The following is a 23,328-nucleotide window of genomic DNA, read 5'->3' as shown; positions in this document are numbered from 1 at the left end:
CCACTCGGAGTGATTGCCTATGCTGAAGAACGTCAGGGTCACCACCCGCATCGCCGCGGGCTTTGCCGTGATCCTCCTCATGCTGACCGCCTTTGCCGCCTTCACCTGGTACCGCCTTGCCCAGATGGACCAAATCGAGACGCGGATGCGCGCGGTCGAGTCGATGACCCTGATGTCGGCAGACATCTCGACCGGCGTCGTGCGGGCCGAGCTGGCACTGGACGCGCTGATCTTCGATCCAAGCGAGGAGGCGCGTCTGGCGGTCATCGAGGCGATGACCACCGTCCGCACGGCGGCGGCCGAGGCCGCCGCGGCCGGCAATCCGATCGCCGCCCGGATCGTCGAGCTGAAGGACCGCCACATCGCCGAGACCGACGGCTTCGCTCGGAGCTATCATGATCTTCAGGTGCGCATCGACACGCTGCGCGATGGTGCGGTGACGACGCGCCGGATCATCGAGCAGATCCAGCGCGAGCTTCGCGCGCGCGGCGATGAGGCATCGGCCTATCTCGCGCTCGGGGCGTCCAATGATTTCCTCGTGTCGCGGATCCGCGTCGACCGCTTTCTGGACGGCGGCGCCGCGTCCGACTTCGACGAGGCGCAGGCGCCGATCGACAGCACCCTCCAGTGGCTTGGCCAGCTGAACGGCCAGGCGCTTCCCGCCGACATCCGCGGCCTGCTGACCGAGGTCACTGCCGGCGTCGATGCGTTCTGGACGCTGGCGTCCGAGCTGCGCGCGGCCGAGCTGGCGATCCGCGCCGAGCTGGCAGACGTCCGCGTCACCGCCGAGGCGGTCCTGGCCGAGATCACCGCCCTGCGCAGCGCCGCGCAGGCCGACAAGGATGTCCTCGGGGCCGAGGTCGAGGGGCTGGTCGACAGCACCATCATGTCCATCCTGGCGGGCGTCGCCCTGGCACTGGTCCTCGGGGCGCTGATCGCGGCCTATCTGTCGCGCGACCTCCGTCGCCGGCTGACGGCGACGGTGGCCCAGACCAATCGGCTGGCCGCAGGCGACCTGGACGTCGCGATCACCGGCGCCGAGGGACGCAACGAGCTGGCCGATCTGGCGCGTGCTCTGACCATCTTCCGCCAGAACGAGATCGCGGCGCGGGACATCGCGGAGCAGTCCCGCCGCGCCGAGGCCGAGGCCGCGGCAGCCGCGGACCTGGAGGCCCGCCAGCAGGAGCGCGTGGTCCGCGATATCGGTGCGGGCCTGTCGCGCCTGGCGCAAGGCGACCTGACCGAGCAGATCCCCAGCCCCGCGCATGATCCGTTCCCGGCCGGCTATGACGGGCTGCGCCAGGCCTTCAACACGGTCGTCACCAACCTGACCGGCACGGTCGCGCGCATCACCGACGTGGCCGATCAGGTGCGCGGCGGTGCCGGAGAGATCACCGTGGCCGCCCAGGACCTGGCCGGACGCGCCGAGACGCAAGCCGCGACGCTGGAGCAGTCGGCCGCCGCGCTGAACCAGATGAACGCCAGCGTCCAGTCCACCGCCGACCGCGCCCGCCAGGCCGAACAGGCCAGCCACAAGAACCGCGAGACCGCCGAGGCCAGCGCCAAGGTGGTGGGGGACGCCGTGGCCGCGATGCGCGGGATCGAGGCCTCCTCGGACCAGATCACCCGCATCATCGGCGTCATCGACGACATCGCGTTCCAGACCAACCTGTTGGCGCTGAACGCGGGCGTCGAGGCCGCGCGGGCAGGCGAGGCGGGACGCGGCTTTGCCGTCGTCGCATCCGAGGTCCGGGGGCTGGCGCAACGCGCGTCGGAATCCGCGCGCGAGATCAAGGCGCTGATCTCTCAGTCGGCGTCGCAGGTGAAGGCCGGATCGGCCCTGGTCGGACGCACCGGCGCCAGCCTGGGCGAGATCCTGACGCGCGCGCAGGAGGTGTCGCACCAGATCTCGGCCATCGCCCTGGCCGCGAACGAGCAGTCGGTCGGCCTGGCCGAGGTCAACACCGGCGTCAATCAGCTGGACCAGGTCACCCAGCAGAATGCCGCGGTGGCCGAGCAGGCCAATGCCGCCGCCGCATCGCTGCAGCAGCGCGCCATGGACCTGATCCGCGAGATATCGGGCTTTCGCATCGCCACCCGCGCGATGCGCCCCGATCCTGCGCGCCCGCGCGCGGCGCCGGCGCTGCCGCCGGTCGAGCCCGTCCCGCTGCGCATCGTCGGCGGCAGAAGCGACGGCCAGATGTTCGAGTTCTGACGGCAATCCGTGCCGATCACCGGTCCGCGCGCGCCCTGTCGGGCGTGCGGCATGGGAAAGGGGTGGCCCGACGGGGCCACCCCTCGATGGTCGATCCGTGCCGACAAGGCGGCTGATCAGGTCATTAGATCAGCGCCTTGCCGCTCCGGGCATGGCGCACGGCCAGCTTGCGGCCCATCCGGCCGGATGCCAGGACGCGGGCGGCTTCCGGCACATAGCTGTAGTCGCGGATCTGCGGAAACAGCGCGAGGATCTCCTCGAGGGCGGCCGCCTCGACCCCGCGCAGGGCTTCGGCACCGGTGTAGAGCGCCTCGGTCTCCGCGCCGTTCGACACCACCACCTCGTGTTGATCGAACAGCATGTGGAAGTACTCGACCGTGTCCATGTCGCTGGCGACGTCGATGCCGTCCAGCAGGCACAGCTGCTTGGCGGCGACCAGGACCTCGTCCGTGCCGAACATGCGCTGCGCGATGGCCGAACGGGCCAGGACGCGGTGCTGCGGCGACACGACCAGGTCCGCGGCCGGCGTCCCCATCCCGAGCGCGCCCTTGGCGATCCGGATCGGACGGATGCTTGGCGTATCGGCCAGGTCCTGGGCGGACAGGCTGCGCGAGCCGATCCAGCGCAGCGGCTGGAAGCCGCGATCGGCGGTCAGGACCATGTCGCCTTCGGCCAGATCCTCGATCGCGACGTCGCCGCGATCGGTGCGGATCATCGTGCCGCGCGCGAAGCAGGGCTGGAAGCCGCCGCCGGGCCCGATCTGACCGTTCGGATAGAAGATGATGTTGGTGTTGACCGCTCCGGTGATCAGCGTGAGCAGGTCGGGCGTCCCGCCCGGATAGATCAGGTACTGCGACCCGCCGCTGGTGACCAGGATGACGGGATAGCGGACAACGATACCCGAGACGAGACCGCCCAGCAGGCCGACGCCCTGGACCTGCGCGTTGCTGAGGTCGGGCACGGGATCGAGGAGGTTCGGGACCGGGCCGCCGGGACCGTTGTGATCGATGGTCTCACCGCGCTGGATGAAGCCGTTTCCGTTCTGGTCATCCCCGGTCAGCGGGCCGGTCTGGTTCGTCAGCAGCGAGCCGAGGTTCAGAGGGAAGTTGATCGAGGTCGTGTTGTTTCCCGTGAACGTCAGCGAGATCGGTGAGGTCACCCGCTGAATCGTTGCGTTCGGAATGTTGAAAGCCATGGTTAGTCTCCACAATCGTTAAAATCCCACCCTGACGATCAGGGCGCGAGCAAACCATGAAACTGCATGACGCCGGTATCCGGCCCCGAACGGGGGCACGCGGAATGACAAACGGTTACAGACGAATCACATCGAGTTTGCCCTTCGACGTTTCGCCGATCCCGGATTTTAGTCAATATTTTACTGAACTGTTCGGGCAGTTTTTTACAGGCGTTGACTGCACTGCCTCCATTCGCGACCGCTCATGCAACCGCAGGGTGAAATACGGCGGCTTGGCGATGCTTGCCGTTGTTTCCTTCGGTCCCGGACGTGTCTCTCCGCATGATCCGCGCACTGGCGACCTTGATGGACGTCGTCGGCGGCGCTGACGTGCGGATGTCATGGGCCGACAGGCTTAACAGGATCCGGGGCCGCGCGGCGGGTGCGGGCGGGATGGCATGGCGGTCGGGTTCCGCCGCCATGCCGGCTGTCATTCGGGCGTCGCGCGCCCCTATTGCATCAGGGCCAGGAGCGGCGACCTGAAGCCTTCGATCGGGCGCGCGTCCTCGGGGGTGGGCAACTGCCCGACCTGCCAGACGTCGTATTCGGCCTGAAGCCTGATCCAGAACGCGGCGCTTGTTCCGAACACGATCGACAGCCTCTTGGCCACGGCGGGCGTGACGTTGTTCCGCTTGGTCCGGATCAGGTAGAGAAGCTGTCGCGAGACGCCCACATACTCGGCGACCTCTGCCAGGTTCATGTCGTCGCAGGCGTCGACCAGAAGGTCCAGAATGACGCCGGGATGCAGGGGCTCGTCGTGCTCGCCACGTGAGAAAGTCATCGATACCTCGGTATTCCTTCGGTCACGCGGACCGTTGAAGATCCGCATGGGCCGGCTAATCCTGCATTTGCTGTCGGTCGCGGCCCTCTTTTCGGCACACGGCATCTGCCGCCTGCACCGACATGCTGTCGGGCCGGGAGATTGAGCGGTCCCATGAGGTCAGTTGCGTGGTGTAGAGCTGGCAGGTGACCGCTCCGGACCGGGTCGCGACCTCCACCGGAGCGCTCTCGAACTGTTCGGGCGTCGTGCACCCGGACAAAACTGCCGCAGCGATGGCTGCGGCGGCGGCATACTTGTAACGCGGCATGTTTCAGTCCTTCACAGGGGGATCAATCCCCACACGATGTCTCGGACCCAACGTCGGACGGAGCACAAACCACGTACCAGCGCATCGTGAACAATAGAGTAAACCATCACTCTGAACAGTCCAACGTTGGGCTAACGGCGCAATTTTCTGACTGAATTACTTCCGTTGACGTAACATTGTTTCAACAAAAATTGGTCGTCAAGGCCGATTCGTTAACGTTGTGTTAAGATTTTTACAATGTAATCATATCCGGCCGTATTTTTATATAAGTATTTGAAATTGATTAATTTTAGTCGTTACCTGTCAAGTATTCTTTGACGGCTTCATCACGCGAATTCATGCCTTCCTGCCAGACGCCGTTAGTGGCGCCGGAAGTCCGATTCCAACGCGAGGGCACCGGCGTCCGCACAGCCCAGTTCGCCCCATGAGAGGATGGATCCGATGCATCGGTCTGTCGTCGTCCAGTCTTTTCGGGACATCGGCCGACCATGGGATGGGGGGCGCCGCATCGCTGCGGCGGTGGTAGGCCCGGCAGGACTTGAACCCGCAACCAAGGCGTTATGAGCGCCCTGCTCTGACCAATTGAGCTACAGGCCCCCGCAGCGCGCCCTGAGTAGAACCCTGGGCCGGACAGGTCAAGCTAGGGCGTTGCCCCACGGGCAGGCTTGGGCTATCGGGGGGCGACATCAGCCGGGGGCCGCCATGACACAGAACGGGATCAGCTATCGCGACGCGGGCGTCGATATCGACGCGGGCAATGCGCTGGTCGAGCGCATCAAGCCGGCAGCCGCCGCGACGCAGCGTCCGGGGGTGATGGACGCCCTCGGCGGTTTCGGCGCGCTGTTCGACCTGCGCGCGGCGGGCTATGACGATCCGATCCTGGTCGCGGCCACCGACGGCGTGGGGACCAAGCTGCGCATCGGCATCGATACCGGCCATCTGGACGGGCTGGGTCAGGACCTGGTCGCTATGTGCGTGAACGACCTGGTCTGCCAGGGGGCCGAGCCGCTGTTCTTCCTGGACTATTTCGCGACCGGCAAGCTGTCGGTCGATGAGGGCGCGCGCGTGGTCGAGGGGATCGCCCGGGGCTGCAAGGCTGCCGGCTGCGCGCTGATCGGCGGAGAGACCGCCGAGATGCCCGGCATGTATCATGACGGCGACTTCGACCTGGCGGGCTTTGCGGTCGGCGCGATGAATCGCGGATCGGCGCTGCCTGCCTGCGTGGCCGAGGGGGACGTGCTGCTGGGCCTGGCGTCCGACGGGGTGCATTCCAACGGCTATTCGCTGGTCCGCAAGGTGGCCGAGCGGGCCGGTCTGGCCTGGTCCGACGCCGCGCCCTTTGCCGACACCACCCTGGGCGAGGCGCTGCTGACGCCCACGCGGCTCTACGTCAAGCCGGCGCTGGCCGCGATCCGGGCAGGGGGCGTGCATGCGCTGGCCCATATCACCGGCGGCGGCCTGACCGAGAACCTGCCGCGCGTCCTGCCCAAAGACCTTGGCGCGGATATCGACTTGGGCGCCTGGCCCCTGCCGCCGGTATTCCGCTGGCTGGCCGAGGCCGGCGGGATCGAGCAGGCCGAGATGCTCAAGACCTTCAACAGCGGCATCGGCATGATCGTGGTCGTGGCCGCCGACCGCGCCGATGCGCTGGCCCAGCTGCTGGCCTCCGACGGCGAGACGGTCCACCGCATCGGCACCGTCACGGCGGGTGCGGGCGTGCGCTATTCCGGCCGGCTTGCGTGAAACGGGTCGCGATCCTGATCTCGGGCGGCGGGTCGAACATGATCCGCCTGCTGGAGGACATGACCGGAGACCATCCGGCGCGGCCGGTCCTCGTGGCCTCGAACGATCCGGAGGCCGCGGGTCTCGCGCGCGCCGCGGCGATGGGCGTGCCGACCGCCGCGGTCGACCACCGCGCCTTTCCGCGCGACCGCGCCGGGTTCGAACGGGCGCTGCTGGAGCCGATCCTGGCGTTGGAACCCGACATCATCTGCCTGGCGGGCTTCATGCGCATCCTGACGCCCGGTTTCGTGCAGCGATTCGCGGGGCGCATGCTGAACATCCATCCATCGCTGCTGCCGAAATATCCGGGGCTGGACACCCATGCCCGCGCCATCGCCGCGGGCGATGCGGAAGCCGGCTGCACCGTGCATCTGGTCACACCGGAGCTGGACGCCGGTCCGGCCTTGGGTCAGGCCCGGGTGCCGGTCCTGCCGGGGGATGACGCAGCCACGCTTGCCGCGCGCGTCCTGGTGCAGGAGCACTGCCTCTATCCGGCGGTGCTGCGCCGCTTCGCCGGTGGCGACGCGACGCCGCTGACCCTTTAGGCCCAGAGCAGCGCCAGCGTCGCGGCCGGGTCATCCTGCGCCCAGATCTCGGGGCCGAGCGCGATGAAGTCGGTGACCGGCGTCAGCTGGGTCAGCAGCTCGCGGGTGATGGCGCCCTCGGCCACGACCGGAACCTCGATCATCTCGGACCACCACTGGAACAGCTCCAGGGCGGCCGGCTCTCCGCGATAGAGCGCGCTGTCGCCGACCGGACCGAAGGCGACGTAATCGGCCCCCGCCTCGGCCGCGTTCATGCCCTCGTGGCGCGACGCGCCGCAGAAGGCGCCGACGATCGCATCGTCGCCCAGCTCCTTGCGGGCATAGCGGACGGCCTTGGCGCCGTCGGTCAGATGCACCCCGTCCAGCCCGTGGCGCAGGGCCAGCTTCACATGGTCGTCGATCACCACGGCCACGTCGCGGGCATGGGCGATCTCGCGCGCCATGTCGGCCAGGCGGCCCAGCTCGTCCTCCTCGGCGCCGCCGCGGATGCGCAGGCAGGCGGGGGCCACGCGGTCCATCACCTCGGCCAGCATCGGCCCAAGCGCCGATGCCTGGGCGCCGGCAGGGGTCATCAGATACAGTTGCGGGGCGTCGTCGGTCATGGCGATCTCCTTTCTGTCGCAGATAGCGCAGCTTGCCCGTCGCCGCCAGACGGACTATCTGCCGGGCATGCAGATCGAACGCCACCCCGTCATCATCCTCGTGCGCCCGCAGATGGGCGAGAACATCGGCGCGGCCGCCCGCGCGATGCTGAACTTCGGCCTGACCGAGATGCGCATCGTCGATCCGCGCGACGGCTGGCCGAACCCCAAGGCCGTCGCCATGGCCTCGGGGGCGGCGGGCCGCGTGCTGGACACGGCCCGCATCTATCCGACCCTGGCCGAGGCGATGGAGGGCATCGACTATGCCTATGCCACGACCGCGCGGGGACGCGAGCTGACCAAGCCCGTCTTCACTCCGGCCACCGCCATGGCCCAGGCCCGCGCCCATGAGGGGCGGTCCGCGATCATCTTCGGCCCCGAACGCACCGGGCTGGAGAACGACGACATCGCGCGGGCCAATGCCATCGTCACGGTGCCGGTGAACCCCGATTTCCCGTCGCTGAACCTGGCCCAGGCCGTGCTGCTGATGGGCTATGAATACGGGCGCGAGATCCTGCCGCCCGAACCCGCGCCCCATCTGCGCCGGTCCGAGGCCGAGGCCCCCGCCGACCGCGTCGAGATCGAGCGCCTCGGAGACCGCTACGAGGAGGAGCTGACCCAGGCCGGCTTCTTCTTCCCCGAAACCAAGGCGGCGTCGATGCGGCTGACCATGCGCAACATGTGGTCGCGCCTGACGCTGACCAAGGGCGACGTGCGCATCCTGCACGGCGTGTTGCGCCAGCTGACCCGCCGCTGAGCCGCCCCAACCCAAAGGAGATCGCGATGGCCAAGCGCCCCGTCTTTCAGGAGATCTCGGACCCGCAGGCCGCCCGTGCCCCCCAGACCACCGGCATGATCGACGCCCGCCCGCGCGGCGCGCGCCGCGCCATCCGGGCCTGGCTGGCGGTGCTCTTCGTGCTGGTCCTGGCGATGATCGTGGTCGGCGGCGCGACGCGCCTGACCGATTCCGGCCTGTCGATCACCGAATGGGCGCCGGTCACCGGAGCCATCCCGCCCCTGAACGCCGCCGACTGGCAGCGCGAATTCGACGCCTACCGCCAGATCCCCCAATATCAGGAGATCAACCGCGGCATGTCGCTGTCGGAGTTCCAGTACATCTACTGGTGGGAGTGGGGCCACCGCTTCCTGGGCCGCATCGTGGGGCTGGTCTGGGCCCTGGGCTTCGTCTTCTTCTGGGCGACCTCGCGGATTCCGGCGGGCTGGACGCCACGGCTGCTGGGCCTCGGCGCTCTGGGCGGTCTGCAGGGGGCGATCGGCTGGTGGATGGTCAGCTCCGGCCTGCAGCCGGGCATGCACAGCGTCGCCTCCTATCGGCTGGCCACGCATCTGGGCATCGCCTTCCTGATCCTGGGCCTGATCACCTGGTATGTGCTACAACTGTCGCGGTCCGAGGCCGAACTGATGCGCGCCCGCCGCGCGGGCGAGGCCAAGCTGTTCGGCATGTCCACGGGCCTTCTGCACCTGACCTTCCTGCAGATCCTGCTGGGCGCGCTGGTCGCGGGGATCGACGCGGGGCGCACCTACACGGGCTGGCCCACCATGGGCGGCGAATGGATTCCGTCGGCCATCTGGGACGCGCCCCTGGGCTGGCGCAACTTCTTCGAGAACCCGGCTTTGGTGCAGTTCATCCACCGCATGACCGGCTATCTGCTGGCGATCTTCGCCGTGGTCGTCTGGCTGCGGGCGCGCCGCTCGCCCCATCCGGTGACGCGCGGGGCCTTCACGGTGATGATCGTGGTCATGGCCGCCCAGATCGGGCTGGGCGTCATGAACGTCATCCACGCCTCGCCCCTGCATCTGGCGCTGACGCATCAGTTCTTCGCGGTGGTGCTGTTCGCGATGATCCTCAGGGCGCGCCATCACGCGCGCTATCCGTTTGAAACCTCGATCCGGGGAGCGATCCGATGACCGCGCTGACCGACCTGCTGGCCTTCCAGCGCCAGACCGAAGCCCTGTCCTCCGTGGCGGAGCGATTGGGCTGGGACCAGGAGACCGTGATGCCCCGCGGCGCCGCCGAGCAGCGCGCCGAGGAGATGGGCGCGATGGAGGAGGTGCTGCACGAGCGTCGCACCGATCCGCGCATCGGCGAGTGGCTGGACGCGGCCGATCCGCAGACGCCGGCCGACCGCCGCGTCGTCGCCCTGATCGCGCGCGACTATGCCCGCAGCAGCCGTATCCCCGCGCGGCTGGCATCCGAGCTGGCGCGGCTGACCTCGCTGGCCCAGGGCATCTGGGCCGAGGCCCGCGCCAAGGACGCGCCCGCGGATTTCCTGCCGACGCTGGATCAGGTCCTGATGCTGAAGCGCGAGGAGGCCGCCTGCCTCGCCGATGGCGGCGACCTCTATGACGCGCTGCTGGAGGATTACGAGCCCGGCATGACCGGCGCGCGGCTGTCGGCGCTGTTCGACGCGATGCGCCCGCGCTTGGTCGCGCTGCGCGACGACGTCTTGGGTGCCGATCAGCCGCAGGCGCTGAAGGGCCATTTCCCTCAGGAGACCCAGCTGCGCCTGGCCCGCGCCTGCGCCACGGCCTTCGGCTATGACTGGACGCGGGGGCGGATGGACCTGGCCGTGCATCCGTTCAGCTCGGGGCGCTGGCAGGACAGCCGCATCACCACGCGGGTGGTCGAGACGGATCCGTTCAACTGCCTCTATTCCACCATCCACGAGGTCGGCCATTCCAGCTATGAGCTGGGCATCGACCCCGATTATGCCTTCACCCCCCTGGGGCGCGGCGTGTCGATGGGCGTCCACGAGAGCCAGAGCCGCATCTACGAGAACCAGCTGGGCCGCGGTCGCGCCTTCACCGGCTGGCTGTTCGAGCGCATGTCCGAGGCCTTCGACGGGTTGAACATCACCGACCCCGATGCCTTCTACGCGACCGTGAACCGCGTGACGCCGGGCTATATCCGCACCGAATCCGACGAGGTGCAGTACAACCTGCACGTCATGCTGCGCTTCGATCTGGAGCGTGACCTGATTTCGGGCCGCCTCGACACTCAGGATCTGGAGGCGGCTTGGAACGCCCGCTTCCTCAACGATTTCGGCGTCGCGGTTGACCGGCCTGCCAATGGCGTCCTGCAGGACGTGCATTGGTCGGTGGGCCTCTTCGGCTATTTCCCGACCTATGCCCTGGGGAATGTCTATGCGGGCTGCCTGAACCAGGCCCTGCGCGGCGCGGTTCCCGATCTGGACGCGTCCCTGGCCCAGGGCGACGCGACCCCCGCCACCGAATGGCTGCGCGAGACCGTCCAACGCCATGGCGGGTTGATGACCCCGACCGAGGTGATCGAGACTGCTGCGGGTCAGCCCATCGGACCCGAACCGCTGCTGGACTATCTGGAGCGGAAGTTCACCGGCATCTACGGCCTCTGAAGTCGGATTTGGATATTCATATGAAGAAGAAGCCCCGGGGCGCGTGGTGCCGCCGGGCTTCTTCTTCACGAAAATATCCTGCGGGGGGTCCGGGGGGCGCAAAGCCCCCCGGCGCTCTCGGATCACTCGGCCGCGCGGGCCATCGGATTGTTCGGATGGCTGGTCCAGTTCGCGTATTCGCCGCGCGGAATGCCGGTGCGCTTGTCGATCTCGCCGATCTCCAGTTCGCGCATGGTGATGCAGTCCTCGACCGGGCAGACGTCGACACACAGGTTGCAGGCGACGCATTCCTCCTCGATCACCTCGAAGACGCGGCCCGGCTTCATGGCGATGGCCTGGTGGCTGGTGTCCTCGCAGGCAGCATAGCAGCGGCCGCAGCTGATGCAGGCATCCTGGTCGATCACCGCCTTGGTGACATAGTTCAGGTTCAGCTGCTGCCAGTCGCGCACGTTGGGCACCGCGCGACCGATCAGGTCCGACAGGCCCATCTCATGGCTGTCCAGATAGTCGTGCAGGCCTGTGATCATCTCCTGCACGACCTTGAAGCCATAGGTCATCGCCGCCGTGCAGACCTGCACATTGCCCGCGCCAAGCGCCATGAACTCGGCCGCATCGCGCCAGGTAGTGACGCCGCCGATGCCGCTGATGGGCAGGCCCGCGGTCGCGGGGTTCCGCGCGATCTCGGCCACCATGTTCAGCGCGATGGGCTTGACCGCCGGGCCGCAATAGCCGCCATGGCTGCCCTTGCCGTCAATGGTGGGCTGGGGCGCGAACAGGTCCAGATCGACCGAGGTGATCGAGTTGATCGTGTTGATCAGGCTGACCGCATCGGCGCCGCCGCGCTTGGCGGCTTCGGCGGGCTTGGTGACATCGGTGATGTTGGGGGTCAGCTTCACGATGCAGGGCATGCGGGAGTACTGCTTGACCCACCGGGTCACCATCTCGATGTATTCCGGCACCTGGCCCACGGCGGACCCCATGCCGCGCTCCGCCATGCCGTGCGGGCAGCCGAAGTTCAGCTCGACCCCGTCGGCGCCGGTATCCTCGATCTTGGCCAGGATGTCGCGCCAGCTGTCCTCGTCGCAGGGCACCATCAGGCTGATGATCAACGCCCGGTCGGGATAGTCGCGCTTGACCGACTTGATCTCGCGCAGGTTCACCTCCAGGGGTCGGTCGGTGATCAGCTCGATGTTGTTGATGCCCAGGACGCGGCGGTCGGCACCGTGGATCACGCCGTATCGCGGGCCGTTCACGTTGACGACGGGCGGGCCTTCCGAGCCCAGGGTCTTCCACACCACGCCGCCCCAACCGGCCTGGAAGGCGCGGCGGACGTTGTATTCCTTGTCGGTCGGCGGGGCCGAGGCCAGCCAGAAGGGGTTCGGGGACTTGATCCCGATGAAATTGCTGCGCAGGTCTGCCATGATCTCGCGTCCTCAGCCGGGGATTTCGACGGGACGTCCGGTCAGCCGGGCGTCGATGTCTTCTGCCGCGTCGCGGCCTTCGGCCACCGCGGTCACGGTCAGGTCGTCGCCGCCGGATGCGCAATCGCCCCCGGCCCAGACCCCGTCCAGCGTCGTGCGGCCCGGCCCGGTCACCAGGATCTTGCCGCCCGCCAGCTCCAGCCCCTCGGGCGCGCCCTCCAGGCGCTGGCCGATGGCGCGGAAGACCTGATCGGCCCGCAGGCGGAAGCGGTCCTCCGTCAGGACCAGCCCGTCGGGCTCGGCGCGGGTATAGGCGAACTCGACCTCGGTCACGGCGCCGTTGCCATGGACCGCGACGGGGGCGGCGTTGCAGATGATGCGCACGCCGCTGGCGGTCGCGTGGTCCTGTTCATGGCGGCTGGCGCCCATCTTGGCCTGCTCGCGGCGATAGACGATGCTGACGTTCTCGGCGCCCAGCAGCCGGGCCTGCACGGCGGCATCCACGGCGGTCATGCCGCCGCCGATCACCACCACATCGCGGCCGACGGGCAGGCTGCCCAGATCGCTGGCCTGGCGCAGGTCGCGGATGAAGCTGACCGCATCCAGCACATGCTGGCGCTCCTCGCCGTCGGCGCGCAGCCCGTTCACGCCGCCCAGGCCCATGCCCAGAAACACCGCGTCGTATTCCGCCTGCAGCGCGGCCAGGGTGATGTCGCGGCCGATCGCCTGGTCGTGGCGCAGCTCGATCCCGCCGATGCCCATCAGCCAGTCGACCTCGGCCTGCGCGAAGCCGTCCACGGCCTTGTAGCTGGCGATGCCGTATTCGTTCAGCCCGCCGGGCTTGGGCCGCGCCTCGAAGATCACCACGTCATGGCCCTTGGCGGCCAGACGGTGCGCGCAGGCCAGCCCCGCGGGGCCCGCGCCGACCACGGCCACGCGCTTGCCGGTGGGGGCGGCACGCTTGAAGGGGTGCGACCCTTGCGCCATCAGCCCGTCGGTCGCGTAACGCTGCAGCGCGCCGATCTCGACCGGCTTGCCCTCGGCGGCCTCGCGGACGCAGGCGCCCTCGCAGAGCTGTTCGGTCGGGCAGACGCGGGCGCACATGCCGCCTAGGATGTTGGCGTGAAAGATCGTCATCGCCGCCGCATCCGGGGTGTCGGTCGCGATCTGGCGGATGAACAGCGGGATGTCGATGCTGGTCGGGCATGCCGTGATGCAGGGCGCGTCATGGCAGAAATAGCAGCGATCGGCCGCGACACGGGCCTCGTGGCGGTCCAGCGGCGGGGCGACATCGACGAAGTTCGCCGCCAGCTGGTCGGGGGTCAGTCGCCCCGGCACGACGCCGGGCGACAGTCTTGCTTGGGACATTTTCGTCTCCTGGCTCACCTGTTGGTCGGATCAGGCTGGCACAGGTCCGTTTTTTTATCAAATGGTAAAATATGGGTGCGTAAGCTTTGCGAATATTTCAGGCAGGCAGGTCCAGAACTGCTGCCAGACCGCCCAGATCCGAGCGTTCCAGCCGCAGCGCACCGCCATGCAGCGCCGCCAGATCGGCGACGATGGCCAGGCCCAGCCCCGCGCCGGGGGCGCCCAGCTCATCCAGCCGCGCGCCGCGCATCAGCGCGCGGGGCGCCTGATCGGGGCTGAGGCCCGGCCCGTCATCCTCGATGCGCAGAATCAGCCGCCCGGCCGTCGCGCGCACCGCGATACGCAGCCGCGTCCGGCCCCATTTGGCGGCATTCTCCGACAGGTTGCCGATCATCTCCTCCAGGTCCTGGCGCTCTCCGGGGAAGGCCGCGTCAGGGGGGCAGTCGACCTCGGCGGTCATGCCCCGCTCGGCCAGGGGCCAGCGCAGCACCAGCAGGATGTCGTCGATCACCGGGGCAACCGGGGTCCGCTGCCCCAGAAGCCGCGGCCCGGCCTGACGCGCCCGGCGCAGGTGCCAGCCGATCAGCCGATCCATCCGCGTGATCAGCGCCTGGCCCTGATGGTCGGCCGGCAGCTCGTTCGAGAGCGCCGCCAGCGGGGTCTTCAGCGAATGGGCCAGATTGCCCAGATGCTGGCGCGAGCGCGTCAGAAGGCTGGCATTCTGGTCCAGCGCCGCGTTGATCTCGGCCGTCAGGGGACGCAGTTCGGTCACGTCGGGCAGGGCCAGCCGGTCGTGATCGCCCGCCCGGACGCGGGCCAGATCGGCGCGCAGCCGGTCCAGGCTGCGCAGGCCCAACGTCACCTGGATCAGGCTGGCCGCCGCCAGCCCCAGGCCCAGCACCGCCAGCGCCACGGCCAGCGGGCGCACGATCTGCGCCAGCGCCGCGCCGATCTCGGCCTGGGGGGCGGTCGCGGTGATAGCGATGCGGGCATCGCTGTCGGGAATGGTCAACTCGCGGCGCAGGACGCGCAGGCCCGCGCCGTCGGCATCGCGCCCCGCGGCGCCGGTCAGATCGCCCGACGGCCCGCTCAGCCGCCCGTCCAGCAGCGAAGGGGACCGCGCCACCACCGCCTCATCCGCCGTGACCTGCCAGTACCACCCCGACAGCGGCAGCGAGAAGCGCACGTCCAGCGGCGTGTCGTCCAGCTCGATCCGGGTGTCGTCCACCTCCAGCTGGCCGATCAGGCTGTCGGCGATGGCCAGGGTCTCGGCATCGAAACGGTCGGTGACAAAATCCTCCAGCAGCTGCGCGATCAGCAGGAACGCACCCAGCAGCGCCGCCGACAGCCAGACCGCCGCCAGCAGCAGCAGCCGCCCCCGGATCGAGCGCGTCACGCCGCCCTCAGGACATAGCCCTCGCCGCGGCGGGTCTCGATCACGCCCTCGCCGACCTTCCTGCGCAGGCGGCCGATCACGACCTCGATCGACTTGAAGTCGCGGTCGGTCTCGGCCTCGTAGAGGTGGTCGGACAGCTCGGTCCGGCTGATCACGCGGCCCTGATGGGTGATCAGGTAGGTCAGGATGCGCTGCTCGAAGGCGGTCAGTCGCAGCGCCATACCGTCCAGCGTGATGACGCCCAGCTGCCCGTCCAGCTGCAGCCGCCCGGCGGCGATTTGCGGGCGCGAATGGCCCGCCGCGCGCCGGATCAGGGTCTGGGCGCGCAGCACGACCTCGTCCAAGCGGAACGGCTTGACCGCATAGTCGTCGGCGCCCGCGCGAAAGCCCGCGACCTTGTCGGTCCAGTCGCCGCGCGCGGTCAGGATCAGCACCGGCATGCTGACGCCTTGGTCGCGCCAGCGGGTCAGGACCTCGATCCCGGGCAGGCCGGGCAGGCCCAGATCCAGCACCGCGACGTCATAGCTCTCGGTCGCGCCCAGGAATTCGCCCTGGGTGCCGTCACCGGCGATGTCGGTCACGAATCCGGCCTGGATCAAGGCCTGGGACAGCTGGTCGGCAAGCATCGGGTCGTCCTCGACGATCAGGGCGCGCATCGGGGGCCTTCAGTTCGGGGCGGGGGGTGCACGGCGGGCTTCCAGCTGGCCGCGTCCCGCGACCTCCAGGAAGCGTCCGGTCCGGGCATCCACGCGGATGTTGAGGATGTTGCGCTGCGGGGTCACCAGGCGGAACTCGTAGATCAGCTCGACGCCCGCGGCGCGCTCATGGGGCAGGGGCGGGCGCGTCTCGGCCGCGACCAGGCGGCCCTGGTACCGGGCAGTGACCGCCTCGGCCATGCGGTGGAAGGGCTGCGGCTGAAAGCTGGTGGCCCAGGGGTCCGGCGGGGTGGCGGGCGCGGTCTGCGACCAGCCCGCCAGCGGGAGGGCGGCGGCCAGGACCAGGATCAGGAGATTCGGGGCATTCCTCATGGCGTCATTATGCGCCGATCCGGGTAAATGGAAACCAAACGGCGCGTTGGCGTTCCGTTCGGCCGCGTTCGGTTAGAGATGATTCGCAGAAGGCCGGACGACCCGGCCGTCCAAGACCCGAAGGAGTGTCCCATGACCCGCAAGCATCTTGCATCGACCGCCGCCCTGATCGCCGTTCTGGCGGGCGCCGTGCCCGCCGCCGCCCAGACTGCCGCCACGCAGGCGGGCGGGGTCGAGCTGCCCGCCCTGCTGCAGGGCCTGGACCTTACCCGCGTCGGCGTGCAGACCAAGCGCGACGGCCAGCGCGAATACGAGGGCTTCCTGCCCGACGGCACCCAGATCGAGGCCGAGTTCGACATGGCCGGAAACCTGATCAAGATCGAGGCCGATGACGGCATCCTGCCCGCGCCGGTGATCGGAGCGGCCCTGTCGGCCGAGATCCGCGACACGCCCGCCATGGCGCTATTCGCCCGCGTCGACGAGATCAAGCGGACCCCGCGCCATCTGGAGGTCAAGGGCTGGCAGGAGAACGGCGCCGAGCTTGAGGCCAAGTTCGCCCCCGACAACAGCCTGATCGAGGTCGAGACCGACGACACCGCCCTGCCGCAGCCCATCATCGACGCGATCCTGCCCCAGGCCGTGCGCGGCAACGAGGTCATGGCGCAGTTCGGCATGATCGAGGAGATCAAGGCGGAATACGGCCGCTTCGAGGTGAAGGGCGAGGATGCGGGCGGCCAGGAGATGCGCGCCGCCTTCGACGAGGCGGGTGCCGTCCTGCGCTTCGGCCGCGACGACGACCGCCGCGGCGGGCGCGAGCGCGACGAGGATCGCGGCCCCCGCGGCGACGACCGCGGTCCGCGCGCCGAGGGCCCCCGTGGTGACGGTCCCCGCGGTGAGGGTCCGGGTCGCGGCATGCCGCCCGCGCCGCAGTTCGACACGGTCGCCGCGAACCAGCGCCTGACGCAGGCGGGCTACAGCGCCTTCGGGATCATGCGTCAGGAGGGGCCGCGCGTCCTGCTGGACGCGACCAACCCCGACGGCGAGACGGTGACGCTGGAGCTGGACCCGCAGGGCCAGCTGGTCCGCGAGACCGCCCGCTGATCCGGCATCCCCGCGACATCGGGGCCGTCCCTTCGGGGGCGGCCCTTCCGTCATGCGTACCCGTCGTCAACGCACTGTCCAACAAGACACTTTGCCTGCGCGCGGTCGCGGTCTAGGCTGCGGACCGGGGCCGTCCGCCGGTGCCGTGTCATGCGACCGACATGCGCGCCGGGTAACGGGACAGGCTGGATGACAACGAGATGGAGGATCTTCCCATGAAACGGATCGACAGGCGCGGCCTTCTGCGCGGGGCTGCGGCCACGGCTGGCGTGGCGCTGGCCTCTCCCTACCTGGCGCGGCGCGCCATGGCGCAGGGCGCGGGCCAGGTGAACATCTTTGCCTGGGCCGGCTATCTGAACGACGAGATCCTGGGCGCCTTCCAGGAGGCCACGGGAATCACCCCGAACTTCACCCCCTACGGCACCAATGACGAGCTGCTGAACCAGCTGCGCGCCAACAACGGCGCCGGGTTCGACCTGATCTGGCCGACCGTCGACCGCGTCCCGAACTATGTCGAGTTCGGCCTGGTCCAGCCTTTGGACGAATCCCGCATCGAGGTCGCCAAGGTGCTGCCCAGTGCCTGGGAGAACTCGGTCAACCTGGGCGCGGTCGTGGACGGCAAGCGCTATCAGGTGCCGACCGACTGGGGCACCGAGGCGCTGGCCTTCGACAGCGACCAGAACCCGCTGGAATACGGCACGGCCTCCTATGGCGACATCTGGAAGGAGGGCGCGCAGGCGACCGTGCGCGGGCATTCCTCGCTGATCGGCCTGGGCCTGTGGCTGGAGGCCGAGGGCAAGCTGCCGCGTCCGCTGCTGGACGCCTTCACCTCGCCCGAGGCGCAGATCGAGATCTTCGACGTGATCCTGGCCGAGGCCATCGCGCGCAAGGGCAACATCATCCAGTTCTGGACCAACGAGAACGAGGCCCAAGGCGCGTTCCGCGTCAACGGCGCCACCGTGGGCCAGACCTGGGATTCGACCGCCGCCGCGCTGGCGGGCGAGGGGCTGCCCGTGGGCTTCGTCGCGCCCAAGGAAGGCGCGCTGGCCTGGATGGAGGGCCTGTCGATCCCGGCGGGTGCCGAGAATCTGGACAGCGCCTATGCCTTCATCAACTGGTTCCTGACCCCCGAGGCGGGCGCGATGTACACCAACGCGACCAAGATCAACTCGACCGCGGTGGGTTCCGACCAGCTGACCTCGGACGAGGCCAAGGCCTTCTTCGCCGCCGCCTATCCGGGCGACGCGCTGGAGAAGCTGTGGTGGTGGCCCATCCAGGAAAGCTGGTATATCACCAAGCGCAACGAGTATCAGGACCGCTTCCTGTCGGCCTGATCCAAACCGGGGGCGGCCCATCGCCGCCCCCCTTGCAGACGCAGGAGACACGATGTCCCATTCGGTCGAGCTTGCCGGCATCGGCATGAACTTCGGCACCACCCGCGCCGTCAGCGATGTCAGCTTCAAGGTCGAGGCCGGAGAGTTCTTCTCCATCCTGGGACCGTCGGGCTGCGGCAAGACCACGATCCTGCGGATGATCGCGGGCTTCATCGAGCCGACCGAGGGGCGCGTGCTGATCGGGGACCGCGACATGCGCGGCCTGGGTCCGAACCAGCGCCCGACCGCGATGATCTTTCAGTCGCTGGCCCTGTTCCCGCTGATGTCCGTGCGCGACAACATCGCCTTCGGCCTGGAGGCGCGCGGCGTCGGCCGGGCCGAGCGTCACGCCAAGGCCGACGACCTGCTGCGCCTGATCGCGCTGGAGGGCTACGGCGACCGCATGCCGGGCGAACTGTCCGGCGGCCAGCGTCAGCGCGTGGCCATCGCGCGCGCCTTGGCGGTCGAGCCGGGCGTGCTGCTCCTGGACGAGCCGCTCTCGGCGCTGGACCTGAAGCTGCGCCAGCACATGCGGGCCGAACTGCGCGCGCTGCAGAAGCGGACCGGTGTCACCTTCATCTACATCACCCATGATCAGTCCGAGGCGCTGGCCATGTCGGACCGCGTGGCCGTGATGTCGGCGGGCCTCCTGCAGCAGGTCGCGACCCCGCGCGAGCTCTATGACAACCCCGCCACGCCCTTCGTCGCCCGCTTCGTCGGAGAGACGAACGCCATTCCCGGCCGCATCACCGAGGTGCAGGGCGGCACCGCCCGGATCGAGACCGATCTGGGTCCGCTGACCGGCCGCGCCGGGCAGGGCGCCGCGACCGGGCGGCAGGGCACGATCTATGTCCGCCCCGAGGCGCTGATGCCCGGCGGCGCGGAAAACGCGCTGCAGGCGCAGATCGAGCGGGTCGATTTCGAAGGCTCCTTCGCGCTGGTCCACGGCCAGTTCGACGGCGGGGCGGCGATGACGGCCTCTGTCCCCTCGACGCGGCTGGCGGATGCGCCGATGCCCGGCAGTCGCGCGGGCTTCGGCTTCGCGCCCGGACATGCGGTGGTGCTGGGCGATGGGTGATCTGAAAAACCGTTTCGGGCCGGGGCTCTCGACGATCTTCCTCATCCTGGTCCTGTTCTGGCTGGCGGTGATGGTTCTGGCCCCGAACCTGATGATGATCGACTATGCCCTGCGGCCGAACCTGCCGCCTTCGGCCCTGGGCGGGCCGGATGACACCTATTCGCTGTCGAACGTCCTCTATCTGGCGGGCGAGCCCACGCATCGGGCGATCTTCCTCAAGACGATCTGGGCCAGCGGCCTCGTGGCGCTGGTGACCTTCCTGGTCTGCTATCCGATCGCCTTCTGGATGGCGCAGCGCGCCACCACCGGACAGCTGGCCATCGCGATGATGCTGATCATCATCCCCTTCTTCATCAACGAGGTGCTGCGGACGCTGGCCTGGTTCATCATCCTGGCCTATCGCGGGCCGCTGAACGCGGTGCTGACGAATATCGGCCTGATCGACGCACCGATCCGCTGGCAGGGCGATGGCGGCGTGCTGGCGGCGATGGTCTATGCCTATATCCTGTTCATGCTGCTGCCCATCTACAACGCCATCGAATCGCTGGACAAATCGCAGATCGAGGCGGCGCGCGACTTGGGCGCCTCGCCACTGCGCATCCATCGCCGGGTGGTGATCCCGCATGCCAAGGCCGGCATCGCGACGGGCTTCGTCTTCACCTTCATGCTGGCCGCGGGCAGCTATGTCGCGCCCGCGCTGCTGGGCTCTCCCGGCAGCCGATGGTTCACCGAGATCATCTACAACTGGTTCTTCGAGGGCGGCGACTGGAACCGCGGCGCGGCCTATGCGCTGGTCCTGCTGGTCCTGTGCCTGGCGGTCGTGCTGGTCACGCTGCGCCTGTTCCGCGTCAACCTGACGGATGTCGCGAAATGAGGGCCGAGCGTATCTTCAACCTGATGTTCTGGCTGTATCTGACTGTCTTTGCAGCCTATCTCTTCGCGCCGCTGATCATCATGGGCGCGGCCAGCTTCAACACCAGCCGCTTTCCGACCGTGATCCCGTGGCAGGGCACGACGACCGACTGGTTCCGCGCCATGTGGGCCGATGCGGCGATGTGGGAATCGCTCTGGACCTCGGTTCTGGTGGCGGTCTGCGTGGTGGTAATCGTGGTGCCGGTGGGGACGGCGGCGGCGCTGGTGCTGACCTCGCTGCATGCGCGGGCGCGCAGCTTCGCCTATGCGGTAATGGTGTCGCCGCTGCTGACGCCGGGGGTGGTGATCGGGATCTCGACCCTGATCCTGTGGCGGCAGATGGGTGTCGGCGGCGGCATTTTCCTGATCGTGCTGGCGCAGTCGACCTTCATCATCTGCTATGTGATGCTGATGGTCATGGCGCGGCTGCAACGCTTCGACCGCACGCAGGAGGAGGCGGCCCTGGGCCTGGGCGCGTCGCGGACCATGGTGTTCCGCCGGGTGACGCTGCCCTTCCTGCGGCCCGCGCTGATCGGTTCGGCCGGTCTGGCGGTGCTGCAGTCGATCGAGAACTACAACACCACCCTCTTCGTGCGGGGTTTCGAGACGCCGCTGACCGTGTTCATCGCCACCAAGGTCCGCACCGGCCTGACGCCCGCGGTGAACGCGCTGGCGCTGATCATCATCGTGGCGACGGTGATCGGGGCGGTGGCCTACGAGATCGCGCGGCGGCGTCGCGCGGCCTAGGCGTTGGGCAGGATCAGGTCCGGCGCGCGGCTGGCCGCCAGGACCAGGTCCATGTTGGGCAGGTCGTTGGCCTCCAGCTTGGCCCGGGCCTGATCGGGGGGCAGGTCGCGCCACCGCGCCGCCAGCCGCGCCCGCAGCACCGCTTCGGGCACCTCCAGCATCACGGTCAGCGCGAAATGGCGGGCCAGATCGCGCCAGCCGGGACGGTCCAGCAGCAGATAGTTGCCCTCGACCAGGATCAGCCTGGCCGATGCAGGAATCTCGCGCGCGGCGCCCCGGCTGATCTCCAGCGTCCGGTCGAAGACCGGGACCAGCACGTCGCGACCGTCATCGGCGGCCAGCCGATCCAACGTGGCCGCGAAACCGTCCAGATCGAAGGTCCATGGCGCCCCCTTGCGCGCCAGATCGCCCCGAGTGCGGAGCAACCCGTCGTCCAGGTGGAACCCGTCCATGGGCAGCAGGGCGGCGTCGGGCAGGGCGCCCAGCAGGGCCTCGGTCACATGGCTCTTGCCCGCGCCCGGCGGTCCGGCCAGCGCCACCAGCGACCGCGTCGGCGCGTTCGCCAGCTTGCGCAGGCGGTCGGTCAGGGCCTCGATTATCGTTCTGCTCATGGCGTCCTCCTGCGGGCGCCATGTTCCACGACATCGGGCGTCGCGCAAGCGGGCGTCACTGTGCTGCGATCAGCACCGTCAGCCACAGGGTCACGCTTGCGACCACCGTGGCGGGCAGGACGCCGCCGGTCACGGGGCGGGGGCGGGATCGGGTGCGGCGCAGATAGGCCTCTGTCTGGATGTCGAACATTCTGTCCTCCGGACCTCCCAATGGGGGCATGCAGCGCGAACCCGCGGAGCGCCCGGGCGGTTCCTCGGGCGGTCACGATGTCGCGGGGGCCGGCCGGATCAGGTGGGGGCCGTGATAGCGCCCGGCCTCCAGCAGGAAGGCCATCACGGCCCGTTCGCGGGGGTTGGCGCCCGCATCGCGATGCGTGGTCAGCCAGTAGCTGCGCCGCAGCGCGACCTGATCGGGCAGCACCACCGCCAGGTCGGGCCGGTGGCCCGCGATGTAATGGGGCAGCACGCACAGGCCCAGACCCTGGCGCGTGGCGGCCAGCTGGTTGAAGATGCTGGAGCTCTTGACCTCGGCCCGGATGCCGGGATGGACCTCGCCCAGATAGTCGAGGCCCGGAGAGAAGATCATCTCCTCGATATAGCCGATGAAGGGATGCTCCAGCAGCTGGTCGCGGGTCAGGATCGGGGGGTGGCGGTCCAGATAGCTGCGCGCGGCGAAGATGTGCAGGCTGTAGTCGCAGATCTTCTCGGAGCGGTAGGGGCTGGCCTTGGGCGGGTCCAGCACGACCGACACGTCGGCCTCGCGCCGCGACAGGGCCATGATCTGGGGCAGGGTGATCAGCTCCAGCGCGATGTTGGGAAAGCGCCGGTAGAACGGGACCAGCAGGGTGCGGCTGAAATAGCTGCCGAACCCCTCGGGCAGGGTCATGCGCAGGATGCCGCGCTGACCGGCGCCCTGGCCCAGCAGGTCGGCGTTCATCCGGTGCGCCTCGGCCTCCATCCGCTCGGCAGTCTCGATCAGGCGGCGGCCCATGGCGGTCAGCTCGTAGCCGCGGGGGTTGCGCTCGAACAGGCGCAGCTTCAGCGCGGCCTCCAGCCGGTCGATGCGGCGCGAGACGGTGACGTGGCTGGTGCGCAGCTGGCGCGCGGCGCCCGACAGCTGGCCCGTGCGCGCCACCGCCAGAAAGAACTGCAGGTCGTCCCAGGTGAAATGTGCCATCGCATGCCCGCCGCCGATCTGTTCGGAAATGAACAGGACTTGTATGCGATTAGTCGGCACGAATGGCTTGTGTCAAAGGGAAAACCGTTTCATGCTGCGTCATCCGTCCGGTTTGAGGAGACCGGTCAGGCCATTTTTGAACAGACCATGCCGTCGTTCCCGCCAATGCGGGTCGATTTCGGCTGGCGCTGAGCAACGCGATTTCTGGGAGGGAAA

General features: G+C 68.7%; 25 protein-coding genes and 1 tRNA gene. 12 read left to right on the top strand and 14 right to left on the bottom strand.

Going from position 1 to position 23,328, the window contains the following annotated elements:
• The first annotated feature begins 19 nt into the window (after positions 1 to 19).
• Positions 20 to 2,215, top strand: coding sequence for a methyl-accepting chemotaxis protein (locus AACG61_RS10560; RefSeq protein WP_411837092.1), 2,196 nt, complete (start codon positions 20 to 22; stop codon positions 2,213 to 2,215).
• A gap of 124 nt (positions 2,216 to 2,339) precedes the next feature.
• Here AACG61_RS10560 and AACG61_RS10555 read toward each other — a convergent pair whose 3' ends face one another.
• From AACG61_RS10555 to AACG61_RS10535, 5 genes are all read right to left on the bottom strand, one after another.
• Entirely contained in the window at positions 2,340 to 3,374 is a 1,035-nt protein-coding gene (locus AACG61_RS10555; RefSeq protein WP_411837091.1) for a Hint domain-containing protein, read from the bottom strand.
• Between the two features lie 278 nt (positions 3,375 to 3,652).
• Positions 3,653 to 3,871 carry a hypothetical protein gene (locus tag AACG61_RS10550; protein ID WP_411837090.1) on the bottom strand — a complete coding sequence of 73 codons (219 nt, stop codon included), beginning with the start codon at positions 3,869 to 3,871 and terminating at the stop codon, positions 3,653 to 3,655.
• A 29-nt stretch (positions 3,872 to 3,900) separates the two neighbouring features.
• Positions 3,901 to 4,278, bottom strand: a complete 378-nt coding sequence (locus tag AACG61_RS10545; RefSeq protein ID WP_411837089.1) for a HigA family addiction module antitoxin — start codon at positions 4,276 to 4,278, stop codon at positions 3,901 to 3,903.
• A gap of 7 nt (positions 4,279 to 4,285) precedes the next feature.
• The gene (locus AACG61_RS10540; RefSeq protein WP_411837088.1) at positions 4,286 to 4,537 is read right to left on the bottom strand and encodes a hypothetical protein; all 252 of its coding nucleotides are present in this window, start codon (positions 4,535 to 4,537) and stop codon (positions 4,286 to 4,288) included.
• Between the two features lie 520 nt (positions 4,538 to 5,057).
• Positions 5,058 to 5,134: transfer RNA gene (locus AACG61_RS10535), tRNA-Ile, on the bottom strand.
• Positions 5,135 to 5,239: 105 nt separating this feature from the next.
• On the opposite strand from AACG61_RS10535, the gene purM reads away from it, so the two are divergent.
• Together purM and purN are read left to right on the top strand one after the other, a co-directional pair.
• On the top strand, positions 5,240 to 6,280 hold the full coding sequence (gene purM / locus AACG61_RS10530) for a phosphoribosylformylglycinamidine cyclo-ligase (RefSeq protein ID WP_411837087.1): 1,041 nt from the start codon (positions 5,240 to 5,242) through the stop codon (positions 6,278 to 6,280).
• The gene (gene purN / locus AACG61_RS10525; protein ID WP_411837086.1) at positions 6,277 to 6,864 is read left to right on the top strand and encodes a phosphoribosylglycinamide formyltransferase; all 588 of its coding nucleotides are present in this window, start codon (positions 6,277 to 6,279) and stop codon (positions 6,862 to 6,864) included. Before purM ends, purN begins: the two co-directional genes overlap by 4 nt.
• On the opposite strand, the gene AACG61_RS10520 is transcribed toward purN, so the two are convergent.
• Positions 6,861 to 7,466 carry a thiamine phosphate synthase gene (locus AACG61_RS10520; protein ID WP_411837085.1) on the bottom strand — a complete coding sequence of 202 codons (606 nt, stop codon included), beginning with the start codon at positions 7,464 to 7,466 and terminating at the stop codon, positions 6,861 to 6,863. The two genes, purN and AACG61_RS10520, sit on opposite strands and share 4 nt — an antisense overlap.
• 67 nt (positions 7,467 to 7,533) lie before the next feature.
• Here AACG61_RS10520 and AACG61_RS10515 point away from each other — a divergent pair, with 67 nt between their 5' ends.
• The 3 genes from AACG61_RS10515 to AACG61_RS10505 are packed head-to-tail and all read left to right on the top strand — an operon-like array spanning position 7,534 to position 10,900.
• Complete coding sequence (locus AACG61_RS10515; RefSeq protein WP_411839499.1) at positions 7,534 to 8,262, top strand: RNA methyltransferase; 729 nt, start codon at positions 7,534 to 7,536, stop codon at positions 8,260 to 8,262.
• 26 nt (positions 8,263 to 8,288) lie between these two features.
• Complete coding sequence (gene ctaA / locus AACG61_RS10510) at positions 8,289 to 9,434, top strand: heme A synthase (protein WP_411837084.1); 1,146 nt, start codon at positions 8,289 to 8,291, stop codon at positions 9,432 to 9,434.
• Positions 9,431 to 10,900 (top strand): carboxypeptidase M32, encoded by a 1,470-nt coding sequence (locus tag AACG61_RS10505; RefSeq protein ID WP_411837083.1) that lies wholly within the window; start codon positions 9,431 to 9,433, stop codon positions 10,898 to 10,900. The genes ctaA and AACG61_RS10505 overlap by 4 nt, the downstream gene beginning before the upstream one ends.
• A gap of 122 nt (positions 10,901 to 11,022) precedes the next feature.
• On the opposite strand, the gene preA is transcribed toward AACG61_RS10505, so the two are convergent.
• The 5 genes from preA to AACG61_RS10480 all read right to left on the bottom strand — a co-directional run bounded on the left by preA (position 11,023) and on the right by AACG61_RS10480 (position 16,113).
• Positions 11,023 to 12,321, bottom strand: a complete 1,299-nt coding sequence (gene preA, locus AACG61_RS10500) for an NAD-dependent dihydropyrimidine dehydrogenase subunit PreA (protein WP_217845972.1) — start codon at positions 12,319 to 12,321, stop codon at positions 11,023 to 11,025.
• Between the two features lie 12 nt (positions 12,322 to 12,333).
• Positions 12,334 to 13,689, bottom strand: coding sequence for an NAD(P)-dependent oxidoreductase (locus tag AACG61_RS10495; RefSeq protein ID WP_411837082.1), 1,356 nt, complete (start codon positions 13,687 to 13,689; stop codon positions 12,334 to 12,336).
• Positions 13,690 to 13,786: 97 nt separating this feature from the next.
• A complete protein-coding gene (locus AACG61_RS10490; RefSeq protein ID WP_411837081.1) occupies positions 13,787 to 15,085 on the bottom strand; it encodes a sensor histidine kinase in 1,299 nt (432 codons plus the stop codon).
• The gene (locus AACG61_RS10485) at positions 15,082 to 15,741 is read right to left on the bottom strand and encodes a response regulator transcription factor (protein WP_411837080.1); all 660 of its coding nucleotides are present in this window, start codon (positions 15,739 to 15,741) and stop codon (positions 15,082 to 15,084) included. The genes AACG61_RS10490 and AACG61_RS10485 overlap by 4 nt, the downstream gene beginning before the upstream one ends.
• 9 nt (positions 15,742 to 15,750) lie before the next feature.
• On the bottom strand, positions 15,751 to 16,113 hold the full coding sequence (locus tag AACG61_RS10480; RefSeq protein ID WP_411837079.1) for a PepSY domain-containing protein: 363 nt from the start codon (positions 16,111 to 16,113) through the stop codon (positions 15,751 to 15,753).
• A 132-nt stretch (positions 16,114 to 16,245) separates the two neighbouring features.
• Here AACG61_RS10480 and AACG61_RS10475 point away from each other — a divergent pair, with 132 nt between their 5' ends.
• The 5 genes from AACG61_RS10475 to AACG61_RS10455 all read left to right on the top strand — a co-directional run bounded on the left by AACG61_RS10475 (position 16,246) and on the right by AACG61_RS10455 (position 21,324).
• Positions 16,246 to 17,214, top strand: a complete 969-nt coding sequence (locus AACG61_RS10475) for a hypothetical protein (RefSeq protein WP_411837078.1) — start codon at positions 16,246 to 16,248, stop codon at positions 17,212 to 17,214.
• 215 nt (positions 17,215 to 17,429) lie between these two features.
• Positions 17,430 to 18,548, top strand: coding sequence for an extracellular solute-binding protein (locus tag AACG61_RS10470; RefSeq protein WP_411837077.1), 1,119 nt, complete (start codon positions 17,430 to 17,432; stop codon positions 18,546 to 18,548).
• Between the two features lie 52 nt (positions 18,549 to 18,600).
• Positions 18,601 to 19,665, top strand: coding sequence for an ABC transporter ATP-binding protein (locus AACG61_RS10465; protein ID WP_411837076.1), 1,065 nt, complete (start codon positions 18,601 to 18,603; stop codon positions 19,663 to 19,665).
• Positions 19,658 to 20,539 carry an ABC transporter permease gene (locus AACG61_RS10460; RefSeq protein ID WP_411837075.1) on the top strand — a complete coding sequence of 294 codons (882 nt, stop codon included), beginning with the start codon at positions 19,658 to 19,660 and terminating at the stop codon, positions 20,537 to 20,539. Before AACG61_RS10465 ends, AACG61_RS10460 begins: the two co-directional genes overlap by 8 nt.
• On the top strand, positions 20,536 to 21,324 hold the full coding sequence (locus AACG61_RS10455; RefSeq protein WP_411837074.1) for an ABC transporter permease: 789 nt from the start codon (positions 20,536 to 20,538) through the stop codon (positions 21,322 to 21,324). Before AACG61_RS10460 ends, AACG61_RS10455 begins: the two co-directional genes overlap by 4 nt.
• On the opposite strand, the gene AACG61_RS10450 is transcribed toward AACG61_RS10455, so the two are convergent.
• The 3 genes from AACG61_RS10450 to AACG61_RS10440 all read right to left on the bottom strand — a co-directional run bounded on the left by AACG61_RS10450 (position 21,321) and on the right by AACG61_RS10440 (position 23,112).
• The gene (locus AACG61_RS10450) at positions 21,321 to 21,935 is read right to left on the bottom strand and encodes an AAA family ATPase (protein ID WP_411837073.1); all 615 of its coding nucleotides are present in this window, start codon (positions 21,933 to 21,935) and stop codon (positions 21,321 to 21,323) included. The two genes, AACG61_RS10455 and AACG61_RS10450, sit on opposite strands and share 4 nt — an antisense overlap.
• Before the next feature lie 55 nt (positions 21,936 to 21,990).
• On the bottom strand, positions 21,991 to 22,125 hold the full coding sequence (locus AACG61_RS10445; RefSeq protein ID WP_411837072.1) for a hypothetical protein: 135 nt from the start codon (positions 22,123 to 22,125) through the stop codon (positions 21,991 to 21,993).
• A 72-nt stretch (positions 22,126 to 22,197) separates the two neighbouring features.
• Entirely contained in the window at positions 22,198 to 23,112 is a 915-nt protein-coding gene (locus AACG61_RS10440; protein WP_411837071.1) for a LysR family transcriptional regulator, read from the bottom strand.
• A 3-nt stretch (positions 23,113 to 23,115) separates the two neighbouring features.
• On the opposite strand from AACG61_RS10440, the gene AACG61_RS10435 reads away from it, so the two are divergent.
• Positions 23,116 to 23,304 (top strand): hypothetical protein, encoded by a 189-nt coding sequence (locus AACG61_RS10435; protein WP_411837070.1) that lies wholly within the window; start codon positions 23,116 to 23,118, stop codon positions 23,302 to 23,304.
• The last annotated feature ends 24 nt before the right edge of the window (positions 23,305 to 23,328 follow it).

This window comes from Paracoccus sp. ME4 (assembly GCF_046736325.1).
In the GTDB taxonomy this organism is placed as follows: domain Bacteria; phylum Pseudomonadota; class Alphaproteobacteria; order Rhodobacterales; family Rhodobacteraceae; genus Paracoccus.
Note: the sequence above shows the minus strand (reverse complement) of the source record. Positions and strands in the feature narration are given on the sequence as shown.